Raw genomic sequence first — 26,841 nt, forward strand, 5'->3', positions numbered from 1 at the left:
ATCGATCATGAATGAGAACAGCATCTCCGGTCTGACCGAAGAACAGGCGCTGGAATTCCACGAGCAGTTCAAGACCACCTTCACCGTGTTCATGGTGCTGGCGGCCGCTGCCCACTTCCTCGTGTTCCTGTGGAGACCTTTCTACTAAGGTCCTGAGCTGCCGTTCACTGGCAACGGCGGTTCTGTGGAGGGGTTCGGACCCCGCGGCATGCCCTGAATCCAGGGATGCCGTCGGGGATCCGGCCCCTCCGTTTTTTTGTGCGCGGCCCGGCCGCAGCCGGGGGAGGGCCCCGGTCAGGCCCCCTCCTTCCACTTGATGTTGCAGCCCAGGCTGGGTCTTTGCTCCGCCGGGACGGGACGTCCCTCCAGCAGGGCGTCCGCCGCCGCCCGCAGGTCCTGGCCGGTCACCGGGACATCGCTGCCGGGGCGGGCGTCGTCGAACTGCCCGTGGTAGACCAGGCGCCGGTCGGCGTCGAAGAGGAAGAAGTCCGGCGTGCAGGCCGCCTGGTAGGCCCGGGCCACCTCCTGGGTCTCGTCGAAGAGATACGGGAAGGTGTAGCCGAAGCGGCGGGCCTCATCCCGCATCTTCTCCGGGCTGTCCTCGGGGAAGTTCTTTGCGTCGTTGCTGTTGATGGCGATCACCGCCATACCCTGGTCGCTGTAGGCCCGGCCGAAGCGGGCGAACTCGTGGCGGATGAGCTGCACGAAGGGGCAGTGGTTGCAGATGAAGGCGATGCAGTAGCCCCTGGCGTCGGGAAAGTCGTCCAGGGAGACGGTGCGGCCCGTGGACGGGTCGGGCAGGGCGAAGTCAGGGGCGATGGTGCCCAGTTCCACCGCATTGGATTCGGTTCGTGCCATGGGGTGTCCTCCTGTGGATGGTGGTTTTGCGGGACCTTAGGCTCCCGCTGGTCTCAGGGGCAGGGGATCGGGTAGCGGGCGTGCACCGCCTCGATCTCCGCCAGCACCTCGTCGCTCAGGACGTCGTCCAGGCTGTCCATGTCCTCCTCCAGCTGCTCCGGCTTCGTGGCGCCGATGATGGTGCTGGTGACAAAGGGCCGGCTGTGGCAGAAGGCCAGGGCCATGCGCGCCGGGGAGAGGCCGTGGCGGCGGGCGATGTCCACATAGGCGCGGGTGGCCGCCGTGGCCGTGTCGCCGGAATAGCGGCTGAAGCGGCTGTACAGGGTGACGCGGCCGTCCGGCGGGCTGGCGTCCAGGTACTTGCCGCTGAGCACCCCGAAGGCCAGGGGGGAGTAGGCCAGCAGCCCCACCCGTTCCCGGATGGCCATCTCCGCCAGGCCCACCTCGAAGCTGCGGTTGAGCAGGCTGTAGGGGTTCTGGATGGAAACCACCCGGGGCAGGCCGGCCTGCTCCGCCAGGCGCAGGTACTGCATCAGGCCCCAGGGGGTCTCGTTGGAGATGCCGATGGCACGCACCTTGCCCGCGCGCACGAAGTCCGCCAGCACCTTCAGGGTCTCTTCGATGGGGGTGGGTTGGTCTTCGGGATCGTGCACGTAGCCCAGGCGACCGAAGTAGTTGGCCTGGCGCGCGGGCCAGTGCACCTGGTAGAGGTCCAGGTAGTCGGTTTGCAGGCGCTGGAGGCTGTCGTGCAGGGCCCGTTCCAGGTGGTCCCGGGTGAGCTGCGGGCCGCCGCGCAGGTAGCTGAAGTGTTCCCCGGGTCCGGTCACCTTGGAGGCCAGGACCAGGTCGTCCCGCCGCCCGCGCCGGGCCAGCCAGGTGCCCAGGTAGCGTTCCGTTTGCCCCTGGGTCTCCGCCCGGGGGGGTACGGGGTACATCTCGGCGGTGTCGATGAACTGGATGCCGCGCTCCACCGCCCGGTCCAGCTGGCTGTGGGCCTCGGCCTCGGTGTTCTGCTCGCCCCAGGTCATGGTGCCGAGACAGATGCGGCTGACGTGGATGTCGGTATCCCCCAGGGGATGGGTCTGCATGGGCTTCTCCGGTTGCGGGATGACGCTTCCAGTGTCCATGCCCCGGGGCATGCGGACAAGCCCCTGGCCCCGCGGGGTGCGGGACGAGGTGGATCGGGAGGGTCGGCGGGGACGGGGATGCGTCCCCGCCGGGGGGTCAGCCGCGCTGCTTGAGCATGTCGGAGATGATGGGGGCCAGGATGATCTCCATGGCCAGGCCCATCTTGCCGCCGGGCACGACGATGGTGTTGCGGCGCGACATGAAGGAGTCGTGGATCATGTTCAAAAGATAGGGGAAGTCCACGCCGAACCTCTTCGGGTTGCGGAAGCGGATCACCACAAGGCTCTCGTCCGGGGTGGGGATGTCCCGTGCGATGAAGGGGTTGGAGGTGTCCACCGTGGGTACGCGCTGGAAGTTGATGTCGGTCTTGGAGAACTGCGGCGTGATGTAGTGCACGTAGTCGGGCATGCGCCGCAGCATGGTGTCCACGATGGCCTCGGCGGTGTAGCCGCGCTCGGCGCTGTCGCGGAAGATCTTCTGGATCCATTCCAGGTTGACGATGGGCACCACGCCGATCCCCAGGTCCACGTGCTGGGCCACGTTCACGTTCGCGTCCTGGTCGGCCACCAGGCCGTGCAGGCCCTCGTAGAACAGCAGGTCGGTGTTTTCGGGCATGTCCTCCCAGGGGGTGAACTCCCCGGCCTTGAGGCTGGTGCCCAGGCGGGCGTTGTGCTGTTCCGCCTCTTCCTGGCTGTGGATGTAGTAGCGCTTCTTGCCGCGCCCGGTCTCGCCGTAGACCTGGAAGGTCTCCTCCAGCTTGTCGAACAGGTTGGCCTCGGGCCCGAAATGGCTGAAGTGGTTGTTGCCCTGGGCGGCGGCCTCCTTCATGGCCTGCTTCATCTCCACCCGGTTGTAGCGGTGGAAGCTGTCCCCCTCGATGATCACCGGGTTGATCTTCTCGCGGCGGAAGATGTGCTCGAAGGCATTCTTGACGGTGGAGGTTCCGGCGCCGGAGGAACCGGTGACGGCCAGGATCGGATGTTTCTTCGACATCTATATACTCCTCAGTTTTCCCGATGGTTGAATGCGGTGCGCTGTTGTCTTGGGTCCCCCGGGCCGGGCCGGGGGACTGATCTTGTTGTTCGCGGATCCTGGGCCCTAGTCTGAACGGAATATTCTTAGAACACCAGACGGACGCCCGCGGGGGCCCTGCCGGCACGGCCGTCCCCGGGGGGATCGGGCGGCGGCGGCAGGGAGGCGTCTGCCGGGTCGGCCAGGGAGGCGTTGCGGGGCTATTGGTACACCATCGCCCGGGCGCGGGGCAAGCAGGGCCCCGCCGGGGTCCGGGGCGGATCAGTCGTCCCCGGACCGGGCCGGGGGGGGTGTGGCGGGGGATGTCGCCTCCCCGGGCTGGAGCCGGGCCAGGGCCTCGCGGAAGCTGGGGAAGACATGCTCGCGGCCGATCTCGTCCAGCAGCCCCGCCCGTTCCATGGCCGCCTCCACGGGCCTTTTCAGGCCGCTGAACATCAGGGTGCATTCCGCCGCCTTCAGGTCCGTGATAAGACCGCGGATGCGTTCGATGCCGGAGGCGTCGATGCGGTTGAGGCTGTGGCCCATGACCAGCAGGGCGCGGGCCTCCGGGTGCCGGGCGATGGCGTCCATCACCGCCTCCTCGAAATGGGCCGCGTTCATGAACACCAAAGAGGCGTCGAAGCGCAGGGTGACGAAGTCGGCGTGGGCCGGCTCGCTGTCGCCGTTGGTGATGGATCCGGCCGGGGAGCCGTCCGCCCGCAGGGGGCGGATCTCGTAGCGGGGGCGCACCGTGCCGATGAGGAAGACCAGGCTGGCCAGGGCGGTGCCCACGATCACCCCCGCGGCCAGGTTGGGGGCCATGTACAGGGTGACGGCGAAGGTGAGAAAGCCCGCCAGGCCGTCGGCGCGGCTCACCTTCCAGTAACGCCCCAGGGTGCGGAAGTCCAGCAGGCCGAAGACGGCGGACATGACGATGGCCGCCAGCACCGCCTGGGGCAGGTGATACAGGTACGGGGTGAGAAAGAGCATGGTGAGGATCACCCCGGCGGCGCTCACCACGGCGAACAGCCCGCTGCGGGCCCCGGCGCGGGCGGCCACCGCCGAGCGGGAGAAGGAACCGCTCACGGAGAAGGACTGGAAGAAGCTGCCCACGATGTTGGCCAGGCCCTGGCCGATGAGTTCCTGGTTGGGGTTGAGCTTCTCCCGGTTGCGGGCCGCCAGGGCGCGGGAGATGGAGGTGGCCTCCATGAAGCCAATGAGGGCCATGACCGCGGCGGCGGGCAGCAGGGCGGGGATCACGTCCCACTGCAATACGGGGAGCTGGAAGCTGGGCAGGCCCCGGGGGATGGTGCCCACCACCTCACCGCCCGCGGAGAGTACCGGTCGCCCCTCCCGGAACCCGGCCAGGCGCCAGGGCGCCCCCGCATCCCCGGGCTCGCGAAGGTGAAAGGCCGCGCCGCCGCCGTCCCGGGGGACGCGGGTGAGGGCCCGGTCGTGGGCGGCGACGCGCAGGCGGCTGCGCCGCTCCTTGAGGCGCCGCTCCTCCGCCTCCAGCCCCGCCACCCGTACCGCCAGTTCCGGCGGCACCTCCCCGGCCCGCTCCCGTTGCCGCAGCCGGGCGCGGGCCTGGCCCAGGGCCTCGGAGGTGCGCTCCAGGTCCGACCGCACCCGGGAGAGTTCGCCAAAGAGGGCGCGGGCCTGGGGGGCCTGCACCTGCGCCAGATCCACGGTCTGCTTCTGCTCAAAGCCGGTGGCGGCGCTCAGCAGGGTGCCCGCCACCACCACCACCAGGACCCCGGGCAGGCGGGGCAGCAGGCGGCTTTGCAGGATGAGGAAGGCCAGGGTGCCGGCGCCGAAGGCCACCGTGGGCCAGTGGGCCTGGGGCAGCTGGGCCAGCACGCCGACGAAGTCCGTGAGAAAGGTGCCGGTGTCCGGTTTGGGGACGTTGAAGAAGGTGTTGAGCAGGGACAGCCCGATGATGAGGGCGGCGGCATTGGTGAAGCCCACGATCACCGGCTGGGAGACGAAGTTCATGAGCACCCCGAGGCGGAACAGCCCCAGCAGCAGGCGCAGGATCCCCACCAGCAGGGCCAGCAGGATGGAGAGCTGGATGAATTGCTCCGAGCCCGCCACGGCGAAGGGGGCCAGGGAGGCGGCCGAGAGCAGGGAGATCATGGCCACCGGCCCGGTGTGCAGGAAGCGGGAGGAACCCCAGAGGGAGCCGACGATGGCCGGGATGGCGGAGGCGTAGAGGCCGTAGACCACCGGCAGCCCCGCCAGGGTGGCGTAGGCCATGCCCTGGGGGACGAGGATCATGGCCACGCTGATGCCGGCCAGGAGGTCGGCCCGGACGCTTTGGGACGACATGGGGAACCAGCTGAGGAAGGGCAGCAGACGGTAGAGCCAGTATTTCATCGTGGATTCCACTGTGGCAGACGCGGCGAGGCCCGGTGGGACCGCCCCGGGGGCGGGCGGCGCTGATCTCGCAAATTGTTATATATGTATGAATCAATAATATATAAGTCTACCGGTTTTTGCGATTTGTGGAAAGGGCGGGCCCTGGTGATGGCCGCTCCGTCTGGCTATGCTGTGGGCATTGCATCCAGCCCGGAGGTGGTGTCATGGCAACCAGACTCTCGCCGGTGGGGCGCCTGCAGCGCCTCCTGCTGGCCACGGGGGGCGGCGAATCCAGCGCCGGGGCCGGGGCCCTGGCCCTGGATCTGGCCGCGGCCCATGGCGCCGAGCTGCTGCTCATGCGGGTGGTGCTCACCAATCCGGAGTACGAGTCCATGGCCCCGGAACGGGTGGAGGCGGAGACGGCCGCCGCCCGGGAGGACCTGGAGGCCCTGGCGGGCCAGGCCCGGGGGCGGGGCATCCCCTGTGGCACGCGGGTGCGCCACGGCGTGGACCCCTACGTGGCCGTGGTGCAGGAGGCGGACGAGTCCCGGGTGGACTGCGTGGTGGTGGGCCGCCGCCGCCGCGGCCCCCTGGCCCGGCTGGTGATGGGGGATTCCACCGCCCGCATCGTGGGTCATGCCCCCTGCAGCGTGCTGGCGGTGCCGCCGGAGGTGCGGGAGCCGCGGCGGCATATCCTGGTGGCCACCGACGGCTCCCGTGCCGCGGACGCCGCCTGCGCCATGGCGGCCGAACTGGCTCGGGTGGGCGGGGTGCCCCTGACGGTGCTGTCGGTGGCACGTCCCGAGGACCCGGACGCGGAGCGGGCCGCCGCCGGTGAGGCGGTGCAGCGGGTGCTGGACCTGCTCAAGCCGGAGCTGGCGGGCAGCGGCGTGACCCTGGAGGGGATGGTGGAGCAGGGCCGGCCCGAGACCGTGATCGTGGAGACCGCCCAGCGCCGCGGCGCCGACCTGGTGGTGGTGGGCAGCCACGGCCACGGGGGCCTGGAGCGGCTGCTCATGGGCAGCGTCGCCGAGCGCGTGGTGACCCACACCCCGTGTCCGGTGATGGTGGTGAAATAAACCCGCCCGGCCTCAGCACGGTGGCGGCGTATCCGTCTCCGTGCGCTGAAAGACCAGGTCCCACACCCCGTGCCCCAGCCCCTGTCCCCGCTGCTCGAACTTGGTCAGGGGCCGGTGGCCCCGGGGGGCGAACCCGCCCTGCGGGGCCGTGTTGACGAAGCCCTCGGCGGCGGTCATTACCTCCATCATGTGCCGGGCGTAGTCCTCCCAGTCGGTGGCCAGGTGCAGGCGCCCCCCGGGGCGCAGGCAGCGGCGCAGTTGCTGCACGAACGCCGGCTGGATGAGGCGGCGCTTGTGATGGCGCTTCTTCGGCCAGGGATCGGGGAAGAAGACCTGCACGCAGTCCAGGCCCGCCTCCGGGATCTGCTCCCGCACCAGTTCCACCGCGTCGTGGCAGGCCACGCGCACGTTGTCCAGGCCCAGGTCCTCCAGCCGCTGCAGCAGGTGGCCCACGCCGGGGCGGTGCACCTCCACGCCGAGAAAGTCCCGCTGCGGGTCCGCCGCCGCCATCTGCGCCAGGGATTCGCCGTTGCCAAAGCCGATCTCCAGGGTCACCGGGGCGCGGCGGCCGAACAGGGCCTCCAGGTCCAGGGGCCCGTGGCCGGGCTCCACCCCCCAGCGGGGCCAGTGGCGCTCCAGGGCGCGCTGCTGCCCCGGGGTGAGGCGGCCTTCGCGGCGCACGAAGCTGCGGATGGGCCGGTGATGGGCGGGGGTGTCTTCGCTTTGGCTCATGGGGCAGGGGGATGCGTGGCCGGAGCCGCCCCGCCGGCGCGGTGCCGGGGGGCGGGGATGGGGGCCTTTAGAAGAAGGTGCCGTCCAGGGGGGAGGAGGCGGAGGCATAGCGCTTGCGGGGCATGCGCCCGGCGCGGAAGGCCTCGCGTCCGGCCTCGATGGCCTTTTTCATGGCCGAGGCCATGAGCACCGGGTCCTTGGCGGCGGCGATGGCGGTGTTCATGAGCACCCCGTCGCAGCCCATTTCCATGGCGATGGCGGCGTCGGAGGCGGTGCCCACGCCGGCGTCCACGATCACCGGAACCCGGGCGTTGTCCACGATCTCCAGCACGTTGTAGCGGTTCTGAATGCCCAGGCCCGAGCCGATGGGGGCGGCCAGGGGCATGACGGCGGCGCAGCCCATCTCCTCCAGGCGGCGGGCCAGGATGGGGTCGTCGCTGGTGTAGACCATGACGTCAAAGCCGTCGGCCACCAGGGTCTCCGCGGCCTTCAGGGTCTGCACCATGTCGGGGTAGAGGGTCTTCTCGTCCCCCAGCACCTCCAGCTTCACCAGCTTGTGCCCGTCCAGCAGTTCCCGGGCCAGGCGGCAGGTGCGCACCGCGTCCTCGGCGGTGTAGCAGCCGGCGGTGTTGGGCAGGATGGTGAACCGATCCGGGGGCAGGACCTCCAGCAGATTGGGTTCATCCGGGTTCTGGCCGATGTTGGTGCGGCGGATGGCCACGGTGACGATCTGTGCCCCGCTGGCCTCGATGGCGCGGCGGGTCTCGTCGTGGTCCTTGTACTTGCCCGTACCCACCAGCAGGCGGGAGTCGTAGGCGGTGCCCGCCACCACCAGGCGGTCGTCGGCGGGGGTGTGCTGTGCTGCGGCTGTGCTTGACATGGGCCTTTCGTCGTAGTCGGGGTGGAGGATCAACCGCCGCCGATCGCCTGGACGATCTCGACGCGGTCTCCGGGGGCGAAGCGGTGCTCGGGGAAGGTGCTGCGGGGCACCAGTTCGCCGTTGACCTCCATGGCCAGCCGGCGGCCGGTGAGCCCGAGCCGTTCCAGGAGCATCTGGGCCGTGGTCTCTTCGGGCACCCGGTGGGTCTCACCGTTGACGGTCAGTTCCATCATGGGGGTCTTGTCTGCCATAAAGGGGATTAAAATACTATGGTAAATCTTCGCCCGTGTCATCGCCCATGGGAAGGGGCGGTGACCCGCCCGCGGGTCCCCCCGGGACCCCGTTGAGAACGCGGGCGGAAGGCCGTAGAATATGGACCCAAGCGCGGGTGTAGTTCAATGGTAGAACCTCAGCTTCCCAAGCTGATGACGTGGGTTCGATTCCCATCACCCGCTCCAATTTCAACGCTCCATGGCGATCCAGTGAAGTCCATGGATGGTTGCAAGTCCCTGTCAAGGTTCGGTTTTTCCGAAAATGCCGAGCCCCAGACGTCCCGCTGAATCCACCCTCTCAGCCACCGGTGCCAAGGCGTAGCGCTCGTGCCTCTCGTGGGGCGGCAAGCGCTACCGTGCGTCTTTCGGCACCAACCCGGCGCTTCCCCTGACGAATACCCATGGGCCTGGTCATACCGGTTTCCTTCGACGGTGGCCGATGGGGCATCCCGTGTTTCTCACCGAGTCAGGCGTTTCAAACCGGTTTGAAACCGCAGTAGCCGTGAAACCTTGGTGCGAAGTCCATCATTGTCTGCAATGAGGTAAGGAAGTAAGATTTCCTTGGAAGGTCTCCAGGAGATTCCCATGCTCGCCAAGCTCACGTCAAAGAATCAGATCACGTTGCCCAAGGCGGCGATATCCGGCGTGGATGCCGCGGAGTATTTCGACGTGACCGTCGAGAACGGCCGGATCGTCCTGACGCCGGTGCGGGTTCAGAAGGCCCAGGCCGTGCGTGAGAAGCTGGAGAAGCTTGGGATCACCGAGCAGGATGTCGAGGATGCGGTGGCCTGGGCACGGCGGTGATGCCCCGGCTCGTCCTCGACACCAATGTCGTGCTGTCGGCGCTCCTGTTCAATGCCGGACGCCTGGCCTGGATACGCCATGCATGGCAGCGCCAACGGTTGCAACCGCTGGTCTGCAGGGAGACGGCAGGTGAGCTCCTGCGCGTCCTGGCCTATCCCAAGTTCAGGCTCTCGGCATCGGAGCAGCAGGAATTGTTGGCGGATTTCCTGCCCTACGCCGATGTGGTGGAATTGCCGACGCCATGGCCGGATCTGCCGGCCTGCCGTGATGGGAAGGACCAGGTGTTTCTGGTTCTTGCGCACTGCGGCAAGGCGGATGCGCTGATCACGGGTGATGCGGACATCCTCGCCATGCGAGAGGCCTTTCCGGGCCTGATCATGACCGCCGAATCGTTTGCAGCCCGGCGCAAGTGATCCGCCGAAGGTGAGGGGGATGGACGCCGCCGGGTCGGGGGATCATGGAGCGACCACGAGATGGCCACCGTGAAGCAAACCGCACCCATGACCCGCGCAGAGCGCCCCAACCGCTGTCTGTGCGCAGACGGGAACTGGACTTTGTCCAGGGTTGGATTATAATCCCCGCCATGACCGATCACAGCGTACAGTCCGGAAAGCCGGGGCGTGAGGCCGTCATCCGGCGGCTGCGCGACCATGGCATCACCCCCACGCAGCAGCGGGTGGAGATCGCCCGGGTGCTCTTCGAGCGCCCCCAGCATCTCTCCGCGGAGCAGGTCCTGGCCCGGGTGAACGCCCGGGAGTCCCTGGTCTCCAAGGCCACGGTGTACAACACCCTGGGCCTGTTCGCCCGCAAGGGGCTGGTGCGGGAGATCGTGGTGGACCCCTCCAAGCTCTTCTACGATTCCAACACCTCGCCCCATCACCACCTGTTCGACATGGATTCGGGGCAGCTGCGGGATGTGGAGCTGGGGCAGGTGGACATCGGTCCCCTGCCGGACCTGCCCGAGGGGGCGCGGGTGCAGGGGGTGGATGTGATCATCCGCGTGCGCCAGGAGGCCGGGGAGTAAACCGCCGCCGGCGCGGGGCGGCGATGGCCCCCGATCCCTCAGTCCATCCCGGCGCCGTCGTTGCCGGAGTTTCCGCCCGGCTCCCCCCCGGGGTCCATGTGCAGTTCGTTGATCTTGCGGGTCAGGGTGTTGCGGCCCCAGCCCAGCAGCCTGGCCGCGTCCTGACGCCGCCCGCCGGTACGCTCCAGGGCGGTGCGGATCATCACCCGTTCGAAGGCCGGCAGGGCCCGCTCCAGCAGGGGCGGTCCGCCCCGGGCCAGTTCCCGTTCCGCCCACCGGGCCAGCCCCGACTCCCAGTCCGCCGCCTCCCCTTGCGCCGGGGCGGCCTGTCCTTGCATCTCCGGGGGCAGGTCGTCCGGGTGGATCTCCCGTCCCGAGGCCATCACCGTGAGCCAGCGGCACAGGTTCTCCAGCTGGCGCACGTTGCCCGGCCAGTCCAGACCCGCCAGGTGCTCGCGCACCGCCGCCTGGGGCACCTTGCGCTCCACCCCCAGTTCCCGTGCCGCCGCGCCCAGGAAGTGGTCCAGCAGCAGCGGGATGTCCTCCCGCCGCTCCCGCAGCGCGGGCACGTGGATGCGGATGACGTTGAGGCGGTGGAACAGGTCCTCGCGAAAGAGCCCTTGCCGCACCCGGGCCTCCAGGTCCTGGTGGGTGGCGGCAATGATGCGCACGTCCACCTTCACCGGCAGATGCCCCCCCACACGGTAGAACTCGCCGTCCGCCAGCACCCGCAGCAGTCGGGTCTGCAGTTCCGCCGGCATGTCGCCGATCTCGTCCAGGAACAGGGTGCCGCCGTCGGCCTGCTCGAAGCGGCCCCGGCGGGCGTTCTGGGCCCCGGTGAAGGCCCCCTTCTCGTGGCCGAAGAGCTCCGATTCCAGCAGGTCCCGGGGGATGGCGGCGGTGTTCAGGGCGATGAAGGGTTTCTGTGCCCGGGGGCTGTGGCGGTGCAGGGCGTGGGCCACCAGTTCCTTGCCGGTGCCGGATTCACCGTTGATGAGCACGGTGATGTGGGAGCGGGACAGCCGGCCGATGGCGCGAAACACCTCCTGCATGGCCGGGGCCTCGCCGATGATCTCCGGCGTGCGGTCGTCCTCCCCGGGGGCCTCCCGGCCCCGTTCCCGCCGCAGTTGGCAGGCGCGCCGCACCAGGGAGATGGCGTCGTCCACGTCGAAGGGCTTGGGCAGGTATTCGAAGGCCCCCCCCTGGTAGGCGGAGACGGCGCTTTCCAGGTCGGAATGGGCGGTCATGATGATCACCGGCAGCTGCGGGTGGTCCCGCTGCAGGCGGCTGAGCAGCTCCAGTCCGTCCATGCCGGGCATGCGGATGTCGGTGAGCAGGGCGTCGGGGGTCTCCCGTTCCAGGGCCTCCAGGGCCTCGCCGGCGGCGGCGAAGCAGGTGACGCGGATGCCCGCCCGGTTCAGCGCCCGCTCCAGCACCCAGCGGATGGAGCGGTCGTCGTCGATCACCCAGATGTGCTCGTGTTCAGTCATCCTTCAGCTCCACGGGCAGCAGCATGGAGAACACCGTGCGGCCGGGGCGCGAGGTGCACTCGATGAGGCCGCCATGCTGGTTGATCAGGGATTGGGCGATGGACAGCCCAAGGCCGGTGCCCCCGTCCCGGTGGGACACCATGGGGAAGAAGATGCGCTCGCGGATCTCCTCGCTGATGCCGGGGCCGTCGTCGATCACCTGCACCAGGGCTACCAGTTTGTGGCGCACCTGGCCGATGGTGTATTGGCGCAGCACCCGGGTGCGCAGGCGCACGTGGCCCTGTTCCCCCACCGCCTGCACGGCGTTGCGCACCAGGTTGAGGATGGACTGGATGAGCATGTCCTGGTCCGCGTTCACCTCCGGGATGCTAGGGTCGTAGTCGGTGTCCATGCGCACCCCGGCCGGGGCCTCCGCCGCCACCAGGCCGCGCACGTGCTCCAGGGCCTTGTGGATGTTGATGTGTTGCCGCCGGGGCAGGTTGTTGGGGCCCAGCATGCGGTTCACCAGGTTCTGCAGCCGGTCCGCCTCGCCGATGATGATGCGGGTGTATTCCCGCAGCTCGGCCTCCGGCAGTTCCAGTTCCAGCAGTTGGGCGGCGCCGCGCAGGCCCCCCAGGGGGTTCTTGATCTCGTGGGCCAGGCCCCGCAGCAGGGCGCGGGTGGCGGATTGCTGGTTGATGAGCTGCTCCTCCCGGGTGATGCGCAGCTGGCGGTCCACCTGGATGAGCTCGATGAGCAGGCGCTGCGGCAGGCCCGGGTCCGAGATGGGGGAGACGGTGAGGTCCACGGTGATCTCCCGGTCGTAGTGCAGGGCCAGGACCCGTTCCCGTTCGGTGAAGGGATGGCCGGTGTCCAGGGACTGGCGCAGGCTGTCCACCAGGGGTTCGTCCTCCCGCAGCAGCTCCCGGATGGGCAGGCCGCGGATGCGGTTGAGACTGATCTCCATGAGCATCTCGGCCGCCGGGTTCATGAATTCCAGGCGCAGCCCCTCGTCCACCGTGAGCACGGCGGTGGTGAGGTGGTCCATGAGATGGCGGTGCAGGTGGGGATCCGGCGTCATGGGCATCCTGCTGCAAGAAACGAACCAGGGGCAAAGAGGGCGCCCTGCGGCCCCGGGCCGGGGTGGCCGGCGGCGGGGTTCGGTGCATCATGCACCATTTTGGGGCAGAGCGGGAACGGGCCGGTGCGTCCCGCCGTGCCGGGGGTTCCAGGCGGCGGTTCAGCCGTCCCGGGGTCGGGTCTGCTGCCGCACGGTGGTGCGCTGGAGATGGAAGCGGCTCTCCTCGGAGCGTTGCAGCACCGTGCCGTCGGCGTCGATCACCTCGGCCCGCAGGGTGTGGGTGCCGGGGTCCACCTGGCTGAGGGCGAAGCGGTTGCCGGCGCCGCTGCCCATGGCCTGGCCATCCAGCAGCAGGCGGATGCGGTGATCCTCCCCCTGTTGCAGGGCCGGTTCGGTGGTCACGGCCACCTGCACCTCGCCGGTGTTGGTGCGCACCACGCCGTCGTCGGGGGGCTGGGTGATCTGCACGCGGGTGTAGCCCTGGTCCGAGGCCTCTTCCTCCCCATCCAGGGGGCGCTGCAGGATGCGGCGGGCCTCGGCCTCGGGGAGGCCGGGGGTGGTGGCGGCGGGGGCGTCCACCCGGACGCGGGCCGCCTCCACCCCTTCCGGCGGGGTGTCGCCGTAGACCGTGCGGCCCTCGGCGTCGGTCCAGCGGTAGATCTCGGCCTGGACCGGCAGGGCCAGGGCCAGCAGCAGCATCGGCAGGGCGGTGGGACGGCGCATGGGGGCATCTCCGGCGCGAGGCATCGCATGACGATAGGGCCGGCGGCGGCGGCATGCAAGGGCCGGGGGGCGGATACAAAAAACCCCCGGATGACCGGGGGTTTGTCGATGCCTGCCGGGGAGGTCCGGCTCAGAGGCTGTAGTACAGATCGAACTCCACCGGGTGGGTGGTCATGCGCAGGCGGGTGACGTCCTCCATCTTCAGGTCGATGTAGGCGTCGATCACGTCATCGGTGAAGACACCGCCGGCCTTGAGGAACTCGCGGTCCTTGTCCAGGGCCTCCAGGGCCTGGTCCAGGGAGGCGCATACCTGCGGGATCTGCTTCTCCTCCTCCGGGGGCAGGTCATAGAGGTTCTTGTCCATGGCCTCGCCCGGGTGGATCTTGTTCTGGATGCCGTCCAGACCCGCCATGAGCATGGCCGCGAAGGCCAGGTAGGGGTTGGCGGCAGAGTCGGGGAAGCGCACCTCGATGCGCCGGGCCTTGGGGCTGGACACCCAGGGGATGCGGATGGAGGCGGAACGGTTGCGGGCGGAGTAGGCCAGCATCACCGGGGCCTCGAAGCCGGGCACCAGGCGCTTGTAGCTGTTGGTGGCCGGGTTGGTGAAGGCGTTCAGGGCGCGGGCGTGCTTGATGATGCCGCCGATGTAGTACAGGGCGGTCTCGGACAGGCCGCCGTACTTGTCGCCGGCGAACAGGTTCTGGCCGTCCTTGGACAGGGACATGTGCACGTGCATGCCGCTGCCGTTGTCCCCCACCAGGGGCTTGGGCATGAAGGTGGCGGTCTTGCCGTAGTTGTGGGCCACGTTCTGGATGACGTACTTGAGGGTCAGCACCTCGTCCGCCTTGCGGGTGAGGGCGGCGGGGCCGACGCCGATCTCGCACTGCCCGGCGGTGGCCACCTCGTGGTGGTGCACCTCGGTGGTCAGGCCCATCTCTTCCAGGGCCAGGCACATGGCCGAGCGCAGGTCCTGCAGGCTGTCCACCGGCGGCACCGGGAAGTAGCCGCCCTTGACCGTGGGGCGGTGGCCGATGTTGCCGTCCTCGAAGACCTTCTCGGAGTTCCAGCAGGCCTCGTCGGAGTCGATCTGGAAGAAGCTGCCCTGGATGGAGTTGCCCCACTTGATGTCGTCGAAGACGAAGAACTCGTTCTCCGGCCCGAACATGCAGCCGTCGGCGATGCCGGTGCTGGCCAGGTAGGCCTCGGCGCGCTTGGCCAGGGAGCGGGGGCAGCGGTCATAGCCCTGCATGGTGGCCGGTTCCACCACGTCGCAGCGGATGATCAGGGTGGGCTCGTCGAAGAAGGGGTCCAGGACGGCGCTCTCGGTGTCGGGCATGAGGATCATGTCCGATTCGTTGATGCCCTTCCATCCCGCGATGGAGGAGCCGTCGAACATCTTGCCCCCTTCCAGTTCGTCCTCGTCCACGGTGTGGGCCGGCACGGAGACGTGCTGCTCCTTGCCCCGGCTGTCCACGAAGCGGTAGTCGACGAAGCGGACGCCGTTCTCTTTGATGGTCTTGAGTACTTCGGAAGCTGACATGCGTGCTCCTCCAGGGGCTTGGGTAAAGTGCCTGCGTCTGCCGCGCCCGTGCGGGGCGCATGAAAGACGGTCGCGTTGCTCTATGCATGCGCCATGCCATCACCGGCGGTACGGGGGATCCCCCGGATTCGGGCGATGATGGGGCGTAGGGGCAGGACATGATGCACCAGTATGGTGCGTCTTCTACGATCACGCCCCATCCTGGGGCGACAGGTCCCCGCAGCGGAAGAATACCTGTACCTGGCCGATGTCCTCCACCTCCCGGCTGGCGGCGATGAGCTGGCGGGCCAGGGCCCGGGCCCCGGCCGCATCCCCGACGGCGGCCAGGGGCAGGCGCAGTTCCAGGTGGATGCGGCCGTCCAGGTAGTGCAGGACCACGTCCTCCACGTACCGGGCCCCGGGCACGCCGGCCCAGGCCCGCTGCAGGCGGTCCAGGATCTGGGCGCGGCCGGGGAGATGGCTGCTGGGGGCCCGCAACTGGTCGTCCTCCGGGTCGATGTGCACCAGGATGTCCCCCAGTTCCTCGTGTACCCCCCGCAGGGCCCGGCACACCGCCTCGCTGAGGCGGTGCCCCTCGGAGACGCTGATGCGCGGCGGCACCTGCACATGCACGTCCGCCAGCAGGGTGCCCCCCATGCGCCGGGTGCGCAGGGCGTGCACCCCGCGGATGTCCCGCAGGGCCCCCACCGCCCGCAGCATGCGGCGCTGTTCTTCCGGCTCTACCCCGGTGTCGATGAGCTCCTGGGCGCTGTTCCAGATCAGCTGCGCCCCCATGCGGCCGATGAGCAGGGCCACCAGGATGGCGGCCACGGCGTCCATGGAGGGTACGCCCAGGAGGGTGGCGCCCACCCCCGCCAGCACCACCAGGGAGGAGACCACGTCGGAGCGGTGGTGCCAGGCGTTGGCCTTGAGCAGGTTGGAGCGCACCCGCCGGGCCACGTGCATGGTGTAGTGATACAGCCCCTCCTTGGCCACCACCGCCAGCGCCGCCAGGGCCATGGCCAGGGGGGTGGGGGAGAGCAGGCCGCCGTCGGACAGCAGCCGCCGCCCGGCGTCCAGGATGATGCCCATGGCCACCCCCGCCAGGATCAGCCCCACGGCCACGGTGGCCAGGGTCTCGATGCGGCCGTGGCCGTAGGGGTGACGGGCATCGGCGGCCTCGTTGGCCTTGCGCGCGGCGAACAGGACCATGATGTCGCTCACCAGGTCCGAGAGGGTGTGCATGCCGTCCGCCACCAGGGCCTGGGAATGGGCCAGCAGGCCCCCCACCACCTGGGCCGCCGCCAGAAAGACGTTGGTGACGGCGCCGGTGACGGTGACGCGGCGCATGGCGCGGTAGCGGGTCTCGCTGGGCAGGCCGGTGGGCATGGTTCGGGCAAGGGTGATGGGTGCAGAGCCGCCATGGTACCGCGTCCGGGCCCCGCGGGGGGTGATGCGGCGCAATGGGCGGCCGCGATCCGGGAGGCGGTCGGCGCTGGCCGCCGATGCGCGCCCGCCGTTATACTGCAAGGCTTTGCGCGCAATGCGCCCTTCGTCCACAACGCCTATGCCGGATCCGTCCATGTCATCGCCCACGCCATCGTACGATGTCTCCACCTTCCAGGGCCTGATCCTGGCCCTGCAGGACTACTGGGCGCGCCAGGGGTGCGTGCTGCTCCAGCCCTACGACATGGAGATGGGGGCGGGCACCTTCCACTGGGCCACCTTCCTGCGGGCCGTGGGCCCCGAGCCCTGGCGCACCGCCTACGTGCAGCCCTCCCGCCGCCCCACCGACGGGCGCTACGGCGAGAACCCCAACCGCCTGCAGCACTATTACCAGTTCCAGGTGCTGCTCAAGCCCTCGCCGCCGGACTTCCAGGACCTGTACCTGGGCTCGCTGCGGGCCGTGGGCATCGACCCCCTGGTGCACGATGTCCGCTTCGTGGAGGACAACTGGGAATCCCCCACCCTGGGGGCCTGGGGCCTGGGCTGGGAGGTGTGGCTCAACGGCATGGAGGTGACCCAGTTCACCTACTTCCAGCAGGTGGGCGGCCTGGATTGCCGCCCCGTGAGCGGCGAGATCACCTACGGCCTGGAGCGCATCGCCATGTATCTCCAGGGGGTGGAGAGCGTCTATGACCTGGTGTGGACCCGGGGCCCCCAGGGTGCGGTGACCTACGGCGATGTCTATCACCAGAACGAGGTGGAGCAGTCCACCTACAACTTCGAACACGCCGATGTGGACCGGCTCTTTCACTGGTTCGAGACCTGCGAGGCCCAGAGCCGGTATCTCATCGAGCAGGGGCTGCCCCTGCCGGCCTACGAGCAGATGCTCAAGGCCTCCCACACCTTCAACCTGCTGGACGCCCGCCGGGCCATCTCCGTGACCGAACGCCAGCGGTACATCCTGCGGGTGCGGGAGCTGGCCCGGGCCGTGGCCCGCACCTACTACGAGGCCCGCGAGGCCCTGGGATTCCCCATGCTGCAGACGGCCCTGGCCGGGGGGGAAGCACGATGAGCGAGCGCAGCGACCTGCTGATCGAGATCGGCACCGAGGAACTGCCGCCCAAGGCCCTGACGACCCTGCGGGACGCCTTTGTCGACGGCGTACGCCGGGGGCTGGAGGCGGCCGGTCTGGCCCCTGCCGGGGCCCGCGGCCTGGCCGCGCCGCGGCGCCTGGCGGTGTTGCTGCAGGGGGTGCCCCTGCGCCAGGCGGACCGGCCCATGGAGCGCCGCGGTCCGGCGGTGCAGGCCGCCTTCGATGCCGAGGGCCGGCCCACCCGTGCCGCCGAGGGTTTCGCCCGTTCCTGCGGCGTGGCCGTGGCCGATCTGGAACGCATGGAGACGGACAAGGGGGCCTGGCTGGTGTATCGCCACGTGGAGCCCGGCCGCGCCGCCCAGGATCTGATCCCCGATGTGGTGGCGGGCGCCCTGGCGGGGCTGCCCATCCCCAAGCGCATGCGCTGGGGGGATGGCGACGCCGAGTTCGTGCGCCCGGTGCACTGGGTGGTGCTGCTGCTGGGGGACCGGGTGATCCCGGCCACCATCCTGGGGGTCCAGGCCGGGGGCGAGACCCGCGGGCACCGCTTCCATCACCCCGAGCCCCTGCCCCTGGCCGCCCCCGCGGACTATCTGCCGGTGCTGGAGCAGCGCGGTCATGTGCTGGCGGACTTCGAGGCCCGGCGCGAGGTCATCCGCACCCAGGTGGAGCGGGCCGCCGCCGAGGCGGGGGGACGGGCCGTGGTGGAGCCCGAGCTGCTGGATGAGGTCACCGCCCTGGTGGAATGGCCGGTGGCGGTGCTGGGCCACTTCGACGCCCGTTTCCTGGAGGTGCCCCAGGAGGCCCTGATCTCCACCATGCAGGACAACCAGAAGTACTTCCCGGTGGTGGATGATGCGGGCCGGCTCATGCCCCATTTCATCACCATCAGCAACGTGGACTCCCGGGAGCTGGAGCGGGTGCGCGAGGGCAACGAGCGGGTCATCCGCCCCCGCTTCGCCGATGCCGAGTTCTTCTGGAACCAGGACCGCAAGCGCCCCCTGGAGAGCCACCTGGAGGGGCTGCGCCAGGTGGTCTTCCAGCAGAAGCTGGGCACGCTGTATGACAAGACCCAGCGGGTGACGGCCCTGGCGGAGCACCTGGCCGGGGCCCTGGGCGCCCCGGCGGATCCGGTGCGCCGCGCCGCCCGCCTGAGCAAGTGCGACCTGCAGACCCTGATGGTCTACGAGTTCACCGAGCTGCAGGGGGTCATGGGCCGCTATTACGCCCTGCACGACGGCGAGCCCGAGGCCGTGGCCCGGGCCCTGGAGGAGCAGTACCTGCCGCGCCAAGCCGGCGACGCCCTGCCTTCGGATACGGTGGGGCAGGTGCTGGCCCTGGCGGATCGCCTGGACACCCTCACGGGGATCTTCGCCATCGGCCTCAAGCCCAGCGGCACCAAGGACCCCTTCGGCCTGCGCCGCGCCGCCCTGGGGGTGCTGCGCATCCTGGTGGAGGCCGGTCTGCCCCTGGACCTGGAGGACCTGCTGCAGCGGGCCGCCGCCCAGCACGACCCGGTGGTCTCGGCGCCGGCGGCCGTGCCCCAGGTGCTGGAGTACATGCTGGAGCGGCTGCGGGCCTATTACCAGGACCGGGGCATCCGCCCCGAGGTGTTCGAGGCGGTGCGCGCGGTGCATCCCACCCGGCCCCTGGACTTCGACCGGCGCGTGCGCGCCGTGGAGCACTTCCGCACCCTGCCCCAGGCGGAGGCCCTGGCGGCGGCCCACAAGCGCATCCACAACATCCTGCGCAAGGTGGAGGGGGAACTGCCCGCGGTGGTGGATCCCGCCCTGCTGGCGGAACCGGCGGAGCAGGCCCTGCACGCGCGCCTGGAGGCCCTGCAGGGGGAGGTGACGGCGCAGCTGGATGGCGGCGATTACAGCGGCGGCCTCACCGCCCTGGCGGCCCTGCGCGAGCCGGTGGACGCCTTCTTCGACCAGGTGATGGTGATGGCCGAGGACCCGGCCCTGCGGGATAACCGCATCGCCCTGCTGAACCAGCTGGCGGCCCTGTTCCTGCGGGTGGCCGACCTCTCGCGGCTGCCGTGACGGGCGAGGGCGCGCGGCTCGTCATCCTGGACCGGGATGGCGTCATCAACCGGGACTCCCCGGACTACATCAAGTCGCCCCAGGAATGGATTCCCCTGCCCGGCAGCCTGGAGGCCATCGCCCGCCTGACCCGGGCGGGCTGGCGCGTGGCGGTGGCCACCAACCAGTCCGGTCTGGCCCGGGGGCTGTTCGACGCCGCCACCCTGGAGGCCATCCACGAACGCATGCGCCGGGCCGTGGAGGCCGCCGGCGGGCGCATCCACCTCATCCATCATTGCCCCCACGGGCCCGAGGACGGCTGTGACTGCCGCAAGCCCCGGCCGGGGCTGTTGCATCGCATCGCCCGGGACCTGGACGTTCCCCTGGAGGGGGTCCCGGTGGTGGGGGATTCGGCCCGGGACCTGGAGGCGGCCCGGGCCGCCGGCTGCCGTCCCATCCTGGTGCGCACCGGCAAAGGCGAGGGCACCCTGGTCCGGGGGGCGCTGCCCGCGCAGACCGAGGTCTTCCCGGATCTGGCGGCGGTGGTGGAGCACCTGCTGGCAGAGGAGGCGGGGCATGGGGACTGAGGCCATGACCCGCCACCCGGGCCGGGCCCGGCTGGTCCTGCGCTCCGCCCTGTTCTGGTTCGGCCTGGCCGGGTCCACCGTGGTCTTCGCCCTGGCCTCGCCCCTGCTCCTGCCCCTGGACTGGCACGGGCGCTTCCGGGTGATGTCCCAGTGGAGCCGTTTCAACGCCTGGTGGCTGCAGCGCACCTGCCGTCTGCGCTATCGGGTCACCGGACGCGAGCACCTGACGCCCCAGGCGGCGGTGCTCATGTGCAAGCACCAGTCCGCCTGGGAGACCCTGGTGCTGCAGCGCTTTATCCCGCCCCAGGTGTGGGTGCTCAAGCGGGAGTTGATGCGCATCCCCTTCTTCGGCTGGGGCATGGCCCTGATGGACCCCATCGCCGTGGACCGCCGTGCCGGCCGCCGCGCCATGGCGCAGATGCTGACCCAGGGGCTGGACCGCCTGGGGCGGGGGCTGTGGGTGGTGGTGTTCCCGGAGGGGACCCGCACCCGTCCCGGGGAGCGTGTGCGCTACAAGCTGGGCGGGGCGGTGCTGGCGGCCCGCAGCGGCCGTCCGGTGATCCCCGTGGCCCATAACGCCGGCCTGTACTGGCCCAAGGGGAGTTTCCTCAAGTATCCGGGCACCGTGGACGTGGAGATCGGCCCCCCCATCCCCACCCAGGGGCGCGAGCCCGGGGAGATCATGGCCGAGGTGGCCGCCTGGATCGAGGCCCGCACCGATGCCCTCTGCGGCCTCACCCCGGATCCGTCCCCGGCCACCGCCCCCGGGGCCCTGGAGCGGGACACGGCCGCTGAATAACCGACTCCCGCCAATCCAGCAGCTAGCGGTAATGAAAACGGCAGGCGAGCACGCGGATGGAGGTCTCGTTCACCTCATAAACCAGCCGGTGCTCGAGGTTGATCCGCCGGGACCAGCAGCCCGAAAGTTCGAATTTGAGGGCTTCGGGCTTGCCCCGTCCCTCGAAAGGGTCACGAGCCGCTTCCTCGATCAAATCCAGAATCTTGCGGGCGGTGCGGTGATCATGCCGGAGCCACCACTGGAGGTCTTCCAGGGCAGCCGGATCCAGAAGGATCTGCCTCACCGCGAGAGCCTGTCCCTTGCGTCCCCCAGCGACACCGCTTCCTCCTCCCCGCGCGCCCGGGCCTGGCGCAGACGCTCGGCGTTGGCGGGGTTGCCTAGCAGGTACAGGGTTTCCTGCAGTCCGGTGTAGTCCTCCTCGGCCATGAGGACAGCTGCGCTACCCCCACGGCGCTCGATCCGCACGGGGGTGTGGTCCGTACCGACCCGGTCGATGAGCTCCTTCAGGTGATTCCGGGCATCCGTATAACTGATGGTTTCCATGACTCCCCCTGACATGACAGGTTTTGTGTCATTTTAGAAGGGGGAGCGCGCGCAGAGCAATCCTTCGAGCAGGGGCACTCTCTTCGGGGACGCCCGGGAGCAGGAGACCGGGCACCCTGGCGGCCAGAGTTCAGGCCATCGCCGAGCTCCAGGCGCAGGCCGGCGGAGCGGGTCGGCTCCGGTGTCGTCTCCCTGTTCATCCTGGGGCTATCGTGGCGCCCTCGTCCTCGGCACGCTCGATGGCCTCTGGCTGTCCGTACTCAGCCTTCGTGACCGTGACTGAGCCGCGGTTGGGTAGACCTGGTGCCGCCCTGGCAGGCGGGCTCAGTCGGCCAGGGGGATCGCAGCCGGCGTCGTCCCGGCGTCCAGCAGCCGTTGCAGGGCGTGTCCCGCCAGCATCAGGCCGAACAGGGCCGGCAGGTGGGCGATGCTGCCGTTCACCGCCCGGGGCCGTCCCCCCGCCTGGCCGTCGATGGGTTGGTGCGCCGTACCCTTGACCGGCACCTCCAGGGAGTAGACCACCGTGTAGTCCAGATGTCCCCCCAGGCGGCGCAGGCGCTTGCGCATCTCCCGGGCCAGGGGGCAGCGCTGGGTCCCGGCCAGGGGGCCGATGCGCACGGCCCCGGGGTCCAGGCGCCCGCCGGCCCCCATGCTGGAGGCCATGGCGAGATCGCGGCGCTGGCAGGCGTGCACCAGGGCCGCCTTGCAGATGATGGAGTCGATGCAGTCCAGGACGAAGTCTGCGTCCGCAGGCAGCAGGGCCTCCACGTTCTCCGGATGCAGGAAGTCCTCGTGCACCGTCACCCGGATGTCGGGGTTGATGTCCCGGATGCGCTCGGCCATGACCCGGGCCTTGGGCCGGCCCAGGGTGGAGTGCAGGGCCACCAGCTGGCGGTTGAGGTTGGAGGGGCCCACCCGGTCGTGATCCAGCAGAGTGATGCGGCCCACTCCGGCCCGGGCCATGGCCTCGGCGGCGGCCGAGCCTACGCCCCCCAGGCCGGCGATGAAGACATGACGGCCCGCCAGGCGCGCCATCCCGCCTGTGCCGATCAGTTGGGCAGTGCGTTCGTGGATGGGGGGTACGGGGTAGATGGGTTCGGGCATAGCGGCGTGGAGCTTCCGGGAGGCGATGGCGGACTCAGGCCGCCGGGGTATCGGGCAGGCGGAACAGGCGGCGGGCGTTGTCTGCGGTGACGGCGGCCACATGCCCCGGGGATTCGCCCCGCAGGGTGGCGATTTCGTGGATGATCTCCGGCAGCCAGGCGGGTTCGTTGCGCTCGCCCTGGTGCGCCGCCCCGGGCTGGTCCGGGGCGTCCGTCTCCACCAGGAGCCCCTCCAGGGGCAGTTCCGCCGCCAGGCGGCGCAGGCGCTGCGCCCGGGGATGGGTGACCGGCCCCCCCAGCCCCAGCAGGAAGCCCCTCTCCAGGAGCCGGTCCGCCTGCTGGCGGCTGCCGGAGAAGCTGTGTACCACGCCTTGAAGCCCCGGGCGCGCCCGCAGGGCCTTGGTGACGAGATCCACGGCGCGGCGGGCGTGCAGGATCACCGGCAGGCCCGCCTCCCGCGCCAGGTCCAGCTGCGCGCTGAACAGGGTCCACTGGGCGTCCATGGCAAGCCCCGGGACGAAGCCGTCCAGGCCGCATTCCCCCACCGCCACCGCATCCCCTGCCTGCAGCCACCGGGCCAGGTCCTGCAGATCCTCTTGCCGGTGCTGCTGCAGATAGACCGGGTGCAGCCCGTAGGCCGGATAGACCCCGGGGTAGCCCTGGGCCACGGCGCGCACCCGCTGCCAGGTGCGGCGCTCGATGGCGGGCAGCACCAGGGCCGTGACCCCGGCCTGGCGGGCACGTTGCCAGCAGGCCTCCCGGTCGGCGTCGAAGGCCGGTACGTCCAGATGGCAGTGGCTGTCGATGCAGGGCGCGGGCATGTGCGTGATGGCAGTCTGGACAATCCCCCGGAATCCGTCCCGTTGAAATGCGTTCCCTGGGTGGGCAATGTAGATCCATCTATTCTAAATCGTTCCATGGGGAAGACACGATCATGACGCAATGGCTCACCGGCGAGGTGGTGGAACTCAAGCGCTGGACGCCGCGGCTCTATTCCCTGCGGGTGGAGGCGCCCGTGGAGCCGTTCCGGGCGGGGCAGTTCAACCGCCTGTCGGCGGTCCTGGAGGGGGAGCGGGTGGCGCGGCCCTATTCCTATGTCAATGCGCCGCTGGAGCGGCCGCTGGACTTCTATTTCATCACCGTGCCCGAGGGGCCGCTCACCAATCATCTGGTGAACCTGGGGCCCGGTGACCCGGTGGACCTGGCGCCCAAGGCCAATGGGTTCTTCACCCTGGAGGAGGTGCCCGACGCCGATGTGCTCTGGCTGTTCGCCACGGGCACCGCCTTGGGGCCCTACCTGTCCATCCTCAAGACCGAGGCCCCCTGGCGGCGCTTCAAGCGCATCGTGCTGGTGCACGCCGTGCGCCGGCAGGAGGAATTGACCTATGGCGATACCATCCTGGGGTTCCGGGAGCGGGGGGAGCAGTTCCGGTTCGTGCCCTTCGTCAGCCGGGAGGAGGCCCCCGGTGCCCTGCCGGGGCGCATCCCAGCGGCCATCGAGAACGGGCTGCTGGAGCGGCATACGGATCTGCCCCTGACCCCCGACGCCGCCCAGGTGATGCTCTGCGGCAATCCGCAGATGGTGGCGGACACCAGCGCCGTGCTCAAGGCCCGGGGCATGACCCGCAATCGCCGCCGGGAGCCGGGGCACATCACCACGGAGAACTACTGGTAGGCCGCTGTGATCCCGATTTGGGACCTTGGGGCCTTGGGGCCTTGGGGCCTTGGGGCCTTGGGGCCTTGGGGCCTTGGGGCCTTGGGGCCTTGGCCGGGGCCGGCCGGGGTGGATCCCCTGCGGCGGGACGCCGTGTATCCTTCCCTGGAGGCTTGACGATCGCATCCCTGGGATCGACACCCGCCTGCGGGGATCCACCCCGGCAGCTGAGTCGTCAGGTACCCATCAACCCCGTCAGTCGGCCTGGCAGCGGGCGCATAGGCCGCTGCCTTCCACCACCTGCCGGTCCAGGCGGAAGCCGTGGCGTGCCGCCTCGTGGCGCAGGGTGCGCGCCATGCCGGTGTCCTCCAATTCCATCACCGCGCCGCAGCGGCGGCAGATCACCAGCAGGGTGTCGTGGGCCTGTCCCGGGCGCACGCAGGCCACGTAGCCGTTGAGGCTCTCGATGCGGTGGATCAGCCCCTGGGCCAGCAGGAAGTCCAGGGTGCGGTAGACGGTGGGGGGTTTGACGGGGCGTTCCGCCGAGCTCAGCCGCTGGATCAGGTCGTAGGCCTTGACCACCCCATGGGTGCGCCAGATCTGTTCCAGTACCCGGCGCCGCAGGGGGGTGAGGCGGACCCCGCGCTCACGGCAGAGGCGTTCGGCACAGGCCAGCGCCCCGGGGGCCGGGGAGGAGGGTGCATGGGTCTGGGGGGCTGCGGGGGGCTCGCAGGGGGCTGCCATGGGGCGGATACCTCGGATCTCTTCACCGGTGTCGGGCCGCCGCCGGTTCGGGGTTCGCGGCCCGCATGCCAAGAGGATACCGGATCCCAGGGCCCGGGGGCACGGCCGTCCGCCCCTTCGGATCCCGCCGCTCGCCCGTCTCCGGTGGACGCGTCCGGGCCCTTCCACTAAGGTGACCCGAGACCATGGGCGTTTCAGGGTATCCGGGGCCGGTGCATGAGGCGAACAGGGAAATGAGGCGGCGGGCGGGTGGACCGTTCCGGCGCGGGGTCCGGGGTGTGCTGGCGGGGCTGGCGGTGGCCGCCTTCCTGTCCTGGCCCGTGTCCAGCCCCGCCCAGGCGGTCATCGTGCACGAATCCCTGGGGGTGGAGACCGTGTCCCCGGCCGTGCTGCGGGCCGTGTTCTCCATGCGTCTGCAAAGCCTTGAGGGGCAGCGCCTCACGGTGTTCGTGCTGGACCCCCGCTCCCCGGTGCACGAGCGCTTCAGCAAGGACGTGCTGGGGGTCTTCCCCTATCAACTGCAGAATGCCTGGAACCGGGCCGTCTTCTCCGGTACGGGCGCGGCCCCCATGGTGCTGGGTACGGAGGCGGAGATGCTGCGCCGCGTGGCGGAGACCGTCGGCGCCATCGGGTATGTGTCGGCTCCTCCGCAAACAGCGGGGATCCGGGTGCTCAAGGTGGAGGAGGCGGAGCGATGAATACACTGGCCAAGGGGTTCCTCGGCTGCGCCCTGATCCTGTCCGCCGCCCCCCTGGGGGCCGGCGAGGGCCCCTTGTCGGTGCATGGCTTTGTCAGCCAGGGGTATCTCCAGTCCAGCCACAACAACTACTACGGCGAGAGCACCCGCGGCAGCTGGGACCTGACGGAACTGGGGGTCAACGCCCGCTACAGCGTCCGCCCCGCCCTCAGCCTGGCGGCCCAGGTGGTGAGCCGGCGGGCGGGGGAGATGTACGATGGCGATCCCCGCCTGGACTACGGCTTCGCCGACCTGCGCTACCTGGATGGGACCACCCTGGCCGGGGTGCGCATCGGCCGCAGCAAGATCCCCATCGGTTTCTTCAACGAGACCCGGGACGTGGCCGCCACCCGGCCCGGGATCCTGCTGCCCCAGTCCATCTATGTGGAGGGGCTGGGGATCCGCGACTTCTACACCGGCGTGGACGGGATCAACGCCTACTGGCAGTGGCTGAGGGATTACGGCAGCCTGCAGCTGGACCTGGGGGTGGCGGTGCCGGCGGATCTGCAGGACGAGACCAAGGCGGCCTTCCTGCGCCTGCCCCGGGCGCGGGGGGATCTGGAACTGGACGAGGGCCAGAACCTGCGCCTGCTCTACGAGGATGCCGGCGGCCGGCTGCGCCTGGCCGCCACCTATTCCCGGGTGCGCACCCGCTACCGGCCCGGTGTGGAGGATTCCCTTGCGGCGGGGCGCACCGATGTGGACGCCCTGGTGCTCAGCGGTGAGTGGAACCGGGAGCGCTACAGCCTCACCGCCGAGGGGGTGATGCGGGAACTGCACACCCGGGACTACGGCATCGTGGATGACCGTGAGGTGACCGAGGCGGGATTCTACGTCCAGGGCACCTGGCGGCCCCGTTGGGACTGGTCCGTGTTCCTGCGCTATGACCTCCACTGGGACGATCTGGACGACCGTAACGGCTGCCGCCAGTCCGCCCTGTTCGACACCCTGCCGAACGTGGACCGGGCGCCGCACCGCTTCTTCCAGCACCAGTGGACCCTGGGGGCGGGCTGGCAGCCGGACCCCGCCTGGTTGCTGCGGGCGGAATGGCATCATATCCACGGCACGGCCCTCACCCCCGCCCTGGACAATCCCGCCTTCGAGGACAAGGGGGGCCGGGCGCGGTGGGACCTGTTCGCCCTCCAGGTCTCCTACATGTTCTGAGGATCCC

29 protein-coding genes and 1 tRNA gene are annotated in these 26,841 nt (G+C 69.9%); 13 read left to right on the plus strand and 17 right to left on the minus strand.

What is annotated here, in order from left to right; all coding sequences use genetic code 11:
- Nucleotides 1–7: 7 nt before the first annotated feature.
- Complete coding sequence (pufB, locus tag BM214_RS06330; RefSeq protein ID WP_090484652.1) at nucleotides 8–148, plus strand: light-harvesting antenna LH1, beta subunit; 141 nt, start codon at nucleotides 8–10, stop codon at nucleotides 146–148.
- Nucleotides 149–294: 146 nt separating this feature from the next.
- Here the strand turns inward: pufB and BM214_RS06335 are convergent, their stop codons facing one another.
- From BM214_RS06335 to BM214_RS06350, 4 genes are all read right to left on the minus strand, one after another.
- Nucleotides 295–858 carry a thioredoxin family protein gene (locus BM214_RS06335; protein WP_090484654.1) on the minus strand — a complete coding sequence of 188 codons (564 nt, stop codon included), beginning with the start codon at nucleotides 856–858 and terminating at the stop codon, nucleotides 295–297.
- Nucleotides 859–911: 53 nt separating this feature from the next.
- Nucleotides 912–1,946, minus strand: coding sequence for an NADP(H)-dependent aldo-keto reductase (locus BM214_RS06340; RefSeq protein ID WP_090484656.1), 1,035 nt, complete (start codon nucleotides 1,944–1,946; stop codon nucleotides 912–914).
- A gap of 136 nt (nucleotides 1,947–2,082) precedes the next feature.
- Nucleotides 2,083–2,979: a phosphoribulokinase gene (locus BM214_RS06345; RefSeq protein ID WP_090484658.1), complete on the minus strand. Its 897-nt coding sequence runs from the start codon at nucleotides 2,977–2,979 to the stop codon at nucleotides 2,083–2,085.
- Between the two features lie 300 nt (nucleotides 2,980–3,279).
- Nucleotides 3,280–5,373: a SulP family inorganic anion transporter gene (locus BM214_RS06350; RefSeq protein ID WP_090484659.1), complete on the minus strand. Its 2,094-nt coding sequence runs from the start codon at nucleotides 5,371–5,373 to the stop codon at nucleotides 3,280–3,282.
- A gap of 206 nt (nucleotides 5,374–5,579) precedes the next feature.
- On the opposite strand from BM214_RS06350, the gene BM214_RS06355 reads away from it, so the two are divergent.
- Nucleotides 5,580–6,434 carry a universal stress protein gene (locus tag BM214_RS06355; protein WP_090484661.1) on the plus strand — a complete coding sequence of 285 codons (855 nt, stop codon included), beginning with the start codon at nucleotides 5,580–5,582 and terminating at the stop codon, nucleotides 6,432–6,434.
- Nucleotides 6,435–6,446: 12 nt separating this feature from the next.
- On the opposite strand, the gene trmB is transcribed toward BM214_RS06355, so the two are convergent.
- The 3 genes from trmB to thiS form a co-directional block, all read right to left on the minus strand.
- Nucleotides 6,447–7,166 carry a tRNA (guanosine(46)-N7)-methyltransferase TrmB gene (trmB, locus tag BM214_RS06360; RefSeq protein WP_090484663.1) on the minus strand — a complete coding sequence of 240 codons (720 nt, stop codon included), beginning with the start codon at nucleotides 7,164–7,166 and terminating at the stop codon, nucleotides 6,447–6,449.
- Nucleotides 7,167–7,233: 67 nt separating this feature from the next.
- Nucleotides 7,234–8,046 (minus strand): thiazole synthase, encoded by an 813-nt coding sequence (locus BM214_RS06365; protein ID WP_090484665.1) that lies wholly within the window; start codon nucleotides 8,044–8,046, stop codon nucleotides 7,234–7,236.
- A 29-nt stretch (nucleotides 8,047–8,075) separates the two neighbouring features.
- Complete coding sequence (gene thiS, locus BM214_RS06370) at nucleotides 8,076–8,276, minus strand: sulfur carrier protein ThiS (RefSeq protein WP_090484834.1); 201 nt, start codon at nucleotides 8,274–8,276, stop codon at nucleotides 8,076–8,078.
- A gap of 154 nt (nucleotides 8,277–8,430) precedes the next feature.
- Here thiS and BM214_RS06375 point away from each other — a divergent pair.
- The 4 genes from BM214_RS06375 to BM214_RS06390 all read left to right on the plus strand — a co-directional run bounded on the left by BM214_RS06375 (nucleotide 8,431) and on the right by BM214_RS06390 (nucleotide 10,146).
- Nucleotides 8,431–8,504 (plus strand) — tRNA-Gly (locus tag BM214_RS06375).
- A 399-nt stretch (nucleotides 8,505–8,903) separates the two neighbouring features.
- Nucleotides 8,904–9,122, plus strand: coding sequence for an AbrB/MazE/SpoVT family DNA-binding domain-containing protein (locus BM214_RS06380; protein WP_090484668.1), 219 nt, complete (start codon nucleotides 8,904–8,906; stop codon nucleotides 9,120–9,122).
- Complete coding sequence (locus BM214_RS06385) at nucleotides 9,122–9,535, plus strand: putative toxin-antitoxin system toxin component, PIN family (protein WP_090484670.1); 414 nt, start codon at nucleotides 9,122–9,124, stop codon at nucleotides 9,533–9,535. Before BM214_RS06380 ends, BM214_RS06385 begins: the two co-directional genes overlap by 1 nt.
- A 170-nt stretch (nucleotides 9,536–9,705) precedes the next feature.
- Entirely contained in the window at nucleotides 9,706–10,146 is a 441-nt protein-coding gene (locus BM214_RS06390) for a Fur family transcriptional regulator (RefSeq protein WP_090484672.1), read from the plus strand.
- A gap of 38 nt (nucleotides 10,147–10,184) precedes the next feature.
- Here BM214_RS06390 and ntrC read toward each other — a convergent pair whose 3' ends face one another.
- From ntrC to BM214_RS06415, 5 genes are all read right to left on the minus strand, one after another.
- Nucleotides 10,185–11,636 carry a nitrogen regulation protein NR(I) gene (gene ntrC / locus BM214_RS06395; protein ID WP_090484674.1) on the minus strand — a complete coding sequence of 484 codons (1,452 nt, stop codon included), beginning with the start codon at nucleotides 11,634–11,636 and terminating at the stop codon, nucleotides 10,185–10,187.
- A complete protein-coding gene (glnL, locus tag BM214_RS06400) occupies nucleotides 11,629–12,702 on the minus strand; it encodes a nitrogen regulation protein NR(II) (protein ID WP_177217601.1) in 1,074 nt (357 codons plus the stop codon). The genes ntrC and glnL overlap by 8 nt, the downstream gene beginning before the upstream one ends.
- Nucleotides 12,703–12,855: 153 nt before the next feature.
- Nucleotides 12,856–13,419: a DUF4124 domain-containing protein gene (locus BM214_RS06405; protein WP_177217602.1), complete on the minus strand. Its 564-nt coding sequence runs from the start codon at nucleotides 13,417–13,419 to the stop codon at nucleotides 12,856–12,858.
- Nucleotides 13,420–13,549: 130 nt separating this feature from the next.
- On the minus strand, nucleotides 13,550–14,959 hold the full coding sequence (glnA, locus tag BM214_RS06410; RefSeq protein WP_090484681.1) for a glutamate--ammonia ligase: 1,410 nt from the start codon (nucleotides 14,957–14,959) through the stop codon (nucleotides 13,550–13,552).
- A gap of 189 nt (nucleotides 14,960–15,148) precedes the next feature.
- On the minus strand, nucleotides 15,149–16,327 hold the full coding sequence (locus BM214_RS06415; protein WP_090484683.1) for a cation diffusion facilitator family transporter: 1,179 nt from the start codon (nucleotides 16,325–16,327) through the stop codon (nucleotides 15,149–15,151).
- 193 nt (nucleotides 16,328–16,520) lie between these two features.
- On the opposite strand from BM214_RS06415, the gene glyQ reads away from it, so the two are divergent.
- The 4 genes from glyQ to BM214_RS06435 are packed head-to-tail and all read left to right on the plus strand — an operon-like array spanning nucleotide 16,521 to nucleotide 20,890.
- A complete protein-coding gene (gene glyQ, locus BM214_RS06420; protein ID WP_090484685.1) occupies nucleotides 16,521–17,456 on the plus strand; it encodes a glycine--tRNA ligase subunit alpha in 936 nt (311 codons plus the stop codon).
- The gene (gene glyS / locus BM214_RS06425) at nucleotides 17,453–19,525 is read left to right on the plus strand and encodes a glycine--tRNA ligase subunit beta (protein ID WP_090484687.1); all 2,073 of its coding nucleotides are present in this window, start codon (nucleotides 17,453–17,455) and stop codon (nucleotides 19,523–19,525) included. Before glyQ ends, glyS begins: the two co-directional genes overlap by 4 nt.
- On the plus strand, nucleotides 19,522–20,091 hold the full coding sequence (gene gmhB / locus BM214_RS06430) for a D-glycero-beta-D-manno-heptose 1,7-bisphosphate 7-phosphatase (RefSeq protein ID WP_090484689.1): 570 nt from the start codon (nucleotides 19,522–19,524) through the stop codon (nucleotides 20,089–20,091). Before glyS ends, gmhB begins: the two co-directional genes overlap by 4 nt.
- Entirely contained in the window at nucleotides 20,081–20,890 is an 810-nt protein-coding gene (locus BM214_RS06435) for a lysophospholipid acyltransferase family protein (protein ID WP_244887871.1), read from the plus strand. The genes gmhB and BM214_RS06435 overlap by 11 nt, the downstream gene beginning before the upstream one ends.
- Nucleotides 20,891–20,912: 22 nt before the next feature.
- Here BM214_RS06435 and BM214_RS06440 read toward each other — a convergent pair whose 3' ends face one another.
- From BM214_RS06440 to BM214_RS06455, 4 genes are all read right to left on the minus strand, one after another.
- Nucleotides 20,913–21,173 carry a Txe/YoeB family addiction module toxin gene (locus tag BM214_RS06440; RefSeq protein WP_090484691.1) on the minus strand — a complete coding sequence of 87 codons (261 nt, stop codon included), beginning with the start codon at nucleotides 21,171–21,173 and terminating at the stop codon, nucleotides 20,913–20,915.
- Nucleotides 21,170–21,433 carry a type II toxin-antitoxin system Phd/YefM family antitoxin gene (locus tag BM214_RS06445; protein WP_090484693.1) on the minus strand — a complete coding sequence of 88 codons (264 nt, stop codon included), beginning with the start codon at nucleotides 21,431–21,433 and terminating at the stop codon, nucleotides 21,170–21,172. Before BM214_RS06445 ends, BM214_RS06440 begins: the two co-directional genes overlap by 4 nt.
- Nucleotides 21,434–21,757: 324 nt before the next feature.
- Complete coding sequence (locus BM214_RS06450) at nucleotides 21,758–22,537, minus strand: tRNA threonylcarbamoyladenosine dehydratase (protein ID WP_090484695.1); 780 nt, start codon at nucleotides 22,535–22,537, stop codon at nucleotides 21,758–21,760.
- Between the two features lie 34 nt (nucleotides 22,538–22,571).
- Nucleotides 22,572–23,357, minus strand: a complete 786-nt coding sequence (locus tag BM214_RS06455) for a TatD family hydrolase (RefSeq protein WP_090484697.1) — start codon at nucleotides 23,355–23,357, stop codon at nucleotides 22,572–22,574.
- A 113-nt stretch (nucleotides 23,358–23,470) separates the two neighbouring features.
- Here BM214_RS06455 and BM214_RS06460 point away from each other — a divergent pair, with 113 nt between their 5' ends.
- Nucleotides 23,471–24,211: a ferredoxin--NADP reductase gene (locus tag BM214_RS06460; RefSeq protein WP_090484699.1), complete on the plus strand. Its 741-nt coding sequence runs from the start codon at nucleotides 23,471–23,473 to the stop codon at nucleotides 24,209–24,211.
- A 234-nt stretch (nucleotides 24,212–24,445) separates the two neighbouring features.
- Here BM214_RS06460 and BM214_RS06465 read toward each other — a convergent pair whose 3' ends face one another.
- A complete protein-coding gene (locus tag BM214_RS06465) occupies nucleotides 24,446–24,934 on the minus strand; it encodes a transcriptional repressor (RefSeq protein WP_090484700.1) in 489 nt (162 codons plus the stop codon).
- A 233-nt stretch (nucleotides 24,935–25,167) separates the two neighbouring features.
- Here BM214_RS06465 and BM214_RS06470 point away from each other — a divergent pair, with 233 nt between their 5' ends.
- Together BM214_RS06470 and BM214_RS06475 are read left to right on the plus strand one after the other, a co-directional pair.
- Entirely contained in the window at nucleotides 25,168–25,632 is a 465-nt protein-coding gene (locus BM214_RS06470) for a type 2 periplasmic-binding domain-containing protein (protein ID WP_143096363.1), read from the plus strand.
- Nucleotides 25,629–26,834, plus strand: a complete 1,206-nt coding sequence (locus tag BM214_RS06475) for a TonB-dependent receptor (protein WP_090484703.1) — start codon at nucleotides 25,629–25,631, stop codon at nucleotides 26,832–26,834. The genes BM214_RS06470 and BM214_RS06475 overlap by 4 nt, the downstream gene beginning before the upstream one ends.
- The last annotated feature ends 7 nt before the right edge of the window (nucleotides 26,835–26,841 follow it).

The sequence above is a fragment of the Ectothiorhodospira mobilis genome, from assembly GCF_900114895.1.
In the GTDB taxonomy this organism is placed as follows: Bacteria; Pseudomonadota; Gammaproteobacteria; order Ectothiorhodospirales; family Ectothiorhodospiraceae; genus Ectothiorhodospira; species Ectothiorhodospira mobilis_A.